5 protein-coding genes are annotated in these 7,641 nt (G+C 75.1%); 2 read left to right on the plus strand and 3 right to left on the minus strand.

Annotation, left to right across the window (positions count from 1 at the left end; genetic code table 11):
• Window positions 1-72 precede the first annotated feature (72 nt).
• Entirely contained in the window at window positions 73-2,313 is a 2,241-nt protein-coding gene (locus tag ACFRQN_RS38880) for an MMPL family transporter (RefSeq protein ID WP_380745331.1), read from the minus strand.
• A gap of 279 nt (window positions 2,314-2,592) precedes the next feature.
• Here ACFRQN_RS38880 and ACFRQN_RS38885 point away from each other — a divergent pair, with 279 nt between their 5' ends.
• Window positions 2,593-3,864 (plus strand): sensor histidine kinase, encoded by a 1,272-nt coding sequence (locus ACFRQN_RS38885; RefSeq protein WP_380745333.1) that lies wholly within the window; start codon window positions 2,593-2,595, stop codon window positions 3,862-3,864.
• Between the two features lie 9 nt (window positions 3,865-3,873).
• Here the strand turns inward: ACFRQN_RS38885 and ACFRQN_RS38890 are convergent, their stop codons facing one another.
• Window positions 3,874-4,854, minus strand: coding sequence for a zinc-binding dehydrogenase (locus ACFRQN_RS38890; RefSeq protein WP_259316347.1), 981 nt, complete (start codon window positions 4,852-4,854; stop codon window positions 3,874-3,876).
• On the minus strand, window positions 4,851-6,176 hold the full coding sequence (locus ACFRQN_RS38895) for a peptide ligase PGM1-related protein (protein WP_380745336.1): 1,326 nt from the start codon (window positions 6,174-6,176) through the stop codon (window positions 4,851-4,853). Before ACFRQN_RS38895 ends, ACFRQN_RS38890 begins: the two co-directional genes overlap by 4 nt.
• Window positions 6,177-6,469: 293 nt before the next feature.
• On the opposite strand from ACFRQN_RS38895, the gene ACFRQN_RS38900 reads away from it, so the two are divergent.
• Complete coding sequence (locus tag ACFRQN_RS38900; RefSeq protein ID WP_049651744.1) at window positions 6,470-7,513, plus strand: NAD(P)-dependent alcohol dehydrogenase; 1,044 nt, start codon at window positions 6,470-6,472, stop codon at window positions 7,511-7,513.
• The last annotated feature ends 128 nt before the right edge of the window (window positions 7,514-7,641 follow it).

Below are 7,641 nucleotides of genomic sequence, written 5' to 3' on the forward strand. Positions count from 1 at the left end.
GGCTGAAGCCGTCGGGCCCGGTGCCTCCGGACGTCCGGTCCGGATCGGGTGCGGAGCTACCGGCGGGCGCCCTCAGCGGCCCGGCGTCAGCCGGTAGGGGTCCGGGGCGGAGCCCATGTCCGGCTCCGGCTCGTACGCCCCGTCCTGAGGGTGGCGGCGGGCCGCGGCGCGCCCCGGGCGGACCGGCCACCAGATGCCGCGGCCGAACAGCGCGGCCAGCGCGGGCACCAGCACCACCGACAGCAGGAAGGCGGAGAGCAGGATGCCGAGCGCCAGCGCGAAGCCGACCTGACGGCTCGCCGGGGTGGCGGCGAGGGTGGCGAAGGAGCCCGCCAGCACCAGGCCCGCCGTCGCGATGGCCGGGGCGGTGTGCCGCACCGCCCGGGCCACGGCCGCGCGGGCCGGCCCCGGCTGCTCCATCTCCTCCCGGATCCGGTCGCTCATCAGGATGTTGTAGTCGGTGCCGAGCGCGACGACGAACAGGAAGAGCACCAGCGGGAGCGTGAAGTTGACGCCCGGCTTGTCCAGGCCGTGCTGGAAGAGCAGCGCCGAGGCGCCGAGCGTGGCCGCGAAGCAGAGGCCGACGGAGACCATCAGGACCACCGGCGCCAGCAGGCTGCGCAGCAGCATCAGCAGGATCAGCGCGATCAGCGCGGCCGCGACCGGGAAGACGAGCCGCAGGTCGTGGTCGACGGCCTTCGAGATGTCGGCGAAGACCGCCGGGGTGCCTCCGACGTGGGCCGTCGTCCCGGCGGGCGTGTGCGCGGCGACGGCGGCCCGCAGCGGCCCCGAGACCACGTCACGGGCCTGCTGGGACTGCGGGTCCGCGGTCAGGTAGAGGTCGATCCGGGCGGCCCGCCGGTCGTCGGCGAGGGCGGTCCCCGCCACCTGCCCCACGCCCGCGACCTGTCCGAGCGCGCGGGACAGGCCGTCGAACCGGTCCGCGCCGAGCGTGCCGCCGTCCTTGGCGGTGAGGTAGACGGTGGTCGGGTCCGACACACCGGCCGGCAGCGCGCGGGAGATCTCGGCCGCGGTGGCGGCGGCGGCGGTGCGCGGGCCTTCGGCGCCCTGGCCGTAGTCCATCCGGATCCCGACCGTCCCGAGGGCCAGCGCGCCCAGTGCGGCGACGGAGGCCACCGCCAGGGCCAGCGGCCGGCGCGCCACCAAACCGCCCAGCCGGGCCGACACGCCCTCGCGCGGCCGGCTCTGGAGCGCACGGGAGGGCCAGAACATCCCGCGTCCGCAGGCCGCCAGCAGGGCGGGCATCAGCGTCAGGCTGCCCAGCAGCATGACCAGGACCGAGACGGCGATGGCCGGGCCGAGCACCCGGAACTGCCCGAAGCTCGCCACCCCGAGCGTCGCGAAGGCGGCCACGATGGTCAGCGCCGCCGAGGTGATCGCCGTGCCCACCCGCCCCGAGACCTCCGCGGCCACGACCCGGACGGGCGTCCCGGGCCGCGCCCGCAGCTGCTCGCGGAAGCGGAACAGCAGGAACAGCAGGTAGTCGATCCCGATGCCGATCAGGACCACCTGGATCAGCGACGGGGTGCTCGGGTCGATCCTGATCCCGGTGAGCATCGCGGCGCCGACCACCGCGCCCAGTGCCACGCCACCGATCAGGGCGACCGCGAGCAGCGGCAGCAGGGCCGCCAGCACGCTGCGGAACACCAGCACGTTGAGCAGCACGATCAGCCCCATGGTGAGGGCTCCCATGACCTTCGCCATGGTCTTCCCGTCGTCCTTGGTGTCCACCGTGCCGGCCAGGCCGCCGGTGAAACCGGTGCGCAGCCCCGCGTCGTCGAACTGGGCCCGCGCCGAGTCCCGGAAGGCCCGGAAGAGGTCCTGCATCCCCGGCTCCTCGGGGTTGCCGACCAGCCCGACGGAGAGCAGCTCGAAGCTCTTGTCCGGTGCCACCATCGCCGGGGAGACCGCGGGGGTCTGCGAGTGGTCCCGCGCCAGGAAGGACGGCCCGTCCTCCTCCTTGGGCTTCGGCATGGTGACCCGCTGCCGGCCCAGCTTCTCGGCCAGGGTGCCGATCCGCTGGTGGTCCGCGGCGCTGAGCGGGCCGCCGTCCGAGCGGGCGACCAGCACGGTCACCGTGTCGGCGTCGGGCTTCACGCCGAACCTGTCCTCGGCGATCTTCAGCGCGGCGGCCGAGTCGTAGCTCGCGGGCAGGAAGTCGCCGACCCGGGTCTGCGTGACGCGGAAGATCAGCGCCCCGCTCAGGGCGGTCAGCGCGACACCCAGCACCGTCCAGAGGGCGATGACCTTCCATGGGTTTCTCGTCGAGAATCCGGTCAGGGCGCGGATCAAAGTGTTCTCCTGCGTATCGACTTGCGGGTGGACTCGGCACCGGGTTCCCGGCCGGTCTCCAGACCATCACGCGGCACCCCCCGGATTCGTCCGGGCACAGGATGAACGGAAGCGGGGCCCCAGGGTCCGGCAGCCGTCCGGGACCAGGACCGTGGTCCCGGTCCCGGACCCGCCTCAGGGGCCCCGTCGCGGCCGGTCGGCCGGTGCCAGAATGGGTCGATCACCACAGCCCGGCCGCGCCGCACCGGTCCGGCGGGCCACGAGCAGGGAGACGCACAGATGCGCCGGCGCCGACACCCCGAGCAGCCGATCTCCGGCGGGCCGCCGGCCTCCGACAGGCTGCCGGGCGCCGACAGGCCGAAGGGCGGCGACGCGGTGCCGTGGACGCGTGACGACGCGCTGGTCGCCGTCGCCGCGGCCGCCCTGGACCTGGTCGGCTACTCGCTCGGCAGCGTGAGTGGCGACGGTGGGCCCGGAGGCGGCGGTGCCACGGCGCTCGGCGTCGTCCTCATCGTGCTGCCGGCCCTGCCGCTGCTCTTCCGGCGCAGCCACCCGGTGTCGGCGCTCGCGGCCGTACTGGCCCTGGGCGCGGCGGAGAACCTCTCCGCACCGCCGTCGACCCACTTCGGCTTCGCCCTCTCGGTGGCCCTGTACTCGGTGGCCAGGGTCCGCACCGCCCCGGTGACGGCGCTGATGTCCGGCGCGACGGCGGTGGTGACGCTGCTGAACCAGAGCCACGGGCGGCTCCCCACGGGGGCGAACGTCCTCTCCGCCGTTCTCGCGGTCGCGGTCGTGGTCGGCACGGCCGTCGTGGTCAACCGCTGGCAGCAGCAGGTGGCGGCCCATCGCAGGCTGCTCGCCGACCGCGCGGTGGCCGAGGAACGACGCCGCATCGCACGGGAGTTGCACGACATCGTGGCCCACCACATCACCACCATGCAGCTGATGGCCGGCGGCGCCCGGGCCAACCTCGGGGGCGACACCGAGGTGGTCCGCGACGCCCTGGTGACCCTCGAGTCCTCCGGGCGGATGGCCCTGCGCGAGATGCGCCAGCTCCTCGACGTCCTGCGGGCCGACGAGGATCCGGAGACCGTGCCGAGCCCGCCCCAGCCCGGCGCCGACGACCTCGACCGCATCGTCGACGAGTCCCGGCTGGCCGGCCTGCCGACCGAGTTCGAGGTCAGCGGCCGCCCGCGACCGCTGCCCCCGACGGTGGGCCTGACCGTCTTCCGGATCGTCCAGGAGTCCCTCACCAACACCCGCAAGCACGCCGGCCCGGCCAGTGCCCACGTCCGGCTGACATACCGTCCGGACCGGGTCACCGTCGAGGTGCGCGACGACGGCGCGGGCACCGGGACGGGCCCGGCCGGGGCCGCGGGCGGAGCCACCGCCGGGGCGGCGGCCCGAACCGGGCACGGCCTGATCGGCATGCGCGAACGCGTCACCCTGCACGGCGGCACGCTGGAGACCGGCGGGCTCGCCACCGGCGGCTACCGGGTGGCCGCCAGCCTGCCGCTGGCCCCGGGCGAGGCGGAGGAGGCGCTCCGCTGATCCCGGCCCTCACTCCTCGCGGTGGACGTCCACCAGCACCTTGCCGATGGTCTCCCGCGCGGCCATCGCCCGGTGCGCCCCGGCCACCCCGGACAGCGGGACGGTCCGGTCGATCCGCGCCACCACCCGCTTCTCGGCGGCGAGCCGGAACAGGTGGTCGGCGACGCCCTCGAACAGCGCCCGGTCCGTCAGCACGTGCTTGAGCCAGAAGCCCTGGGCGCCCGCCGAGCGCTCGGTCAGCTCGCCCATCGTGAAGGCGTCCTCCACCCCGCCGCGCGCCCCGACCGACACCAGCCGCCCGAAGGGCGCCAGTCCGGCCAGTCCGGCGCGCAGCACCGGGCCGCCGACCGAGTCGAGGAACAGGTCCAGCCCGCCCGATTCCGCGAGCCGCCCGGCCAGGTCGGGGTCGGCCGGGTCGAGCACGGTGTCGGCGCCCAGCGAGAGCAGGTACTCCCGCTTCTCCGGGGTGGAGGACAGGGCGACCACCCGGCTCGCGCCCAGCTCCCTGGCCAGCTGCACCGCCAGGTGCCCGACCCCGCCGGCGGCCGCGCTCACCCCGACGGCGTCGCCCGGCCGCAGCCGCCCCGCCAGGGTCAGCGCGCCGTAGGCCGTCGCCCCCTGCTCCAGCAGCCCCAGCGCCTGCTCGTCGTCCACGCCGTCCGGCACCTCCACCGTGTGCGCCGCCTCGGGCGCGGCCACGTGGGCGTACCCGCCGCCGGTGCGCAGCAGCGCGACGACCCTCCGGCCGTCCTCCCGGCGCCGCCCGACCACGTCGACGCCGAGCACCGCCGGCAGCGGGAACCTGAGGTACTCGCCGGTGCGGCACTCCAGGTCGGCGTAGTTGAGCCCGGCCAGGGTGACGTCGACCAGCACCCGGCCCGGGCCGGCCTCCGGTTCCGGCACCGTCTCGACGCTCAGCTCCTCCGGGCCGCCGTAGCGGTGGATCAGCGCGGCGCGCATCATTCCGTTCTCCTCCAGGTCGGGACTCATCCGGCGAACAGCGCGAGCAGGGCGCCCTCCAGGGCGCGGGCGGCCTCCGGGCCCTCGGCGACCGCGCAGTACATCACCGAGCCGTCGGCGGGCCCGAAGTCGGAGCTGAACAGCACGCCGGTGCCGCTCTCCCGGTCGAAGGCCAGCCCGGCCGCGCCGATCGCCGCCACGGCCTCGGCGAAGGACGGCACCTTGAGGCCGGCCAGCTCCAGGAGGTGGCGCGAGCCGCGGTGCTCGGGGCGCAGCAGGCGGCCGGCGTAGGCGTGGTGCAGGTGGCTGGAGCCGGTGAGCCGGGCGTTGGTCTCGTGGAAGTAGATCTCGCCCTCGGGGGTCAGCACGGCGTCCGCGCTGACCGTGCCCCGGTAGCCGATCACCCGCAGCGCCTCGCACAGCCGGGCGGCCTCGCGGACGAGTTCGTCCCGGGTGCCGGCGTCCGGGGTGACCGGCGGGGTGATCTCCCCGACCACCACCGGCCGCATGACCATCTCGCCGCAGCCGGAGAGCACGGCGCCCGTGTCCCCGATGACGAACTCGGCGTACAGCGGCGCCGAGTCGGCGAAGTACCGCTCCACCACGACCCGCTGGCCGCGTCCGCCGGTCAGCCAGGTCCACCGCTCGGCCACGTACGCGGCCACCGCCGCCCGGTCCGGCAGCGGCACCACCCGCTCGGCGCCGACCGGCTCCACCTTCTCGTCCCGGGCGAGGATCTCGTTGCCGAGGCCGCCCGCCTGGTACTCGACCTTCACCATCACGCTGTGCCCCCGCGCCAGCAGGTCCTCGATCGCGGCCTCGACCTCCGCGGGCGAGCCGGCCACCCGCCCGGGCGGGATCGGCACCCCGGCGCCGGCGGCCAGCGCCCGGAACCCCGCCTTGCTGTTGACCAGGGCGTTGCCGCCCTGCGCGGCGAAGGGCCGGCCGGGCATGGCGTGCCCGATCCCGAGCGCGTCCGCCAGCTCGGCCACCGCGCCGTTCGGCGAGACGGCCAGCACCTCGTCGACGGCGCGCCCGTCCAGCGCGCGGCGCAGCTCGGCGCGGAAGCCCGGGTCGGCCAGCCGGTCGGCGGTGAGCACCTGGTCGCCGTGGGCGCCGGGCGGCGGCACCACGAAGGCCAGACTGTCGGCCCGTACGTCGGTCAGCCCGGTGACGTACGCCAGGTACTCCGGGTCGGGGCCGCAGGGCAGCACCAGGACGTCCCCGTCCTCGGCCCACCAGAGCATCCGCTGCGCCCCGCACCCGGCGAACCGCAGCTCCGCCGGCGGCGTCCCGGCGAGGTCCCCGACCATCTCCTCGGTGCGGTTGTTCGCGATGCAGAGCGTCGTCATCTGGTGAACCCTTCCGGCCTTCGCCGCTGTTGCGGCCCTGGTCCCACGTGCGGCACGGGTGTGGCGTGCGCTACCGGTGTAGCGCACCGGGGTTGTTCTGGTTCGGCGCTCGGTCATTGAACAAAAGGCCGAACAACCGGCGGCCCTCCGACCCGCGCCGGTCGCCCCCCGGAGCGGGCACCGCCCCAGCAGGGCGCACCGGCCCCAGGAGTACCGTGGGTGTGCTGTTCGACCGTCCCGGTCCGTCCGACCCGACCGGCCCGGCTCCATCCGCAGAGAGGGTACGAACTCCCATGACCACCACCGTCGCCGCCTACGCCGTGCCGGCCCCCAAGGCCCCGCTGGAACGTACGACCATCGAGCGCCGCGCGGTCGGCGAGCACGACGTGCTGATCGACATCGCCTTCGCCGGCATCTGCCACTCCGACATCCACCAGGCCCACGAGGGCTGGGGCCGGGCGGTCTTCCCCATGGTGCCCGGGCACGAGATCGCGGGCGTCGTCGCCGAGGTCGGCCCCGGCGTCACCGGCTTCGCGGTCGGCGACCGGGTCGGCGTCGGCTGCATGGTCGACTCCTGCCGCACCTGCGACAACTGCCGGGCCGGCCTGGAGCAGTACTGCGACGAGGGCCCGGTGTGGACGTACAACGCCGTCGGCAAGGACGGCCGGCCCACGTACGGCGGCTACGCGAAGACCGTGGTCGTCGACGAGAACTACGTGGTCCGCGTCCCCGAGGCGCTGCCGCTGGACAAGGCCGCGCCGCTGCTGTGCGCGGGCATCACCACCTACTCCCCGCTGCGGCACTGGAACGCCGGCCCCGGGAAGCGGGTCGCCGTGGTGGGCCTCGGCGGGCTCGGCCACATGGGCGTGCAGATAGCCCACGCGCTCGGCGCCGAGGTCACCGTGCTGTCCCAGTCGCTGCGCAAGAAGGACGACGGCCTGCGGCTGGGCGCCGACCACTACTTCGCCACCAGCGACCCGGCGACCTTCCAGAGCCTCGCGGGCACCTTCGACCTCATCCTCAACACCGTCTCCGCGCCGATCGACTTCGCCGCCTACTTCTCCCTGCTGCGCACCGACGGGGCGATGGTCAACGTCGGCCTCCCGGAGGAGCCGCTGGAGGTCGACATCCGGGCGCTGGGCGGCCGGCGCCGCAGCATGAGCTCCTCGGGCATCGGCGGCATCGCCGAGACCCAGGAGATGCTGGACTTCTGCGCCGAGCACGGCGTGGCGGCCGAGATCGAGCTGATCGGCGCCGAGAGGATCAACGAGGCGTACGAGCGGGTCCTCTCCAGCGACGTCCGCTACCGCTTCGTCATCGACACCGCCACCATCTGACGACCGGCCGGGCCGGGCCCCTTCGGAGGGGCCGTGCGACCGATCCTGGCCACCGGGGCCGCCGGCCGCGTCGTCCGGCGGCACGCCGACCGCTTCACCGGCTGACGACGGCCTCCCGCGGCCCGGAC

It is taken from the genome of Kitasatospora sp. NPDC056800 (assembly GCF_042789775.1).
GTDB lineage: Bacteria > Actinomycetota > Actinomycetes > Streptomycetales > Streptomycetaceae > Kitasatospora.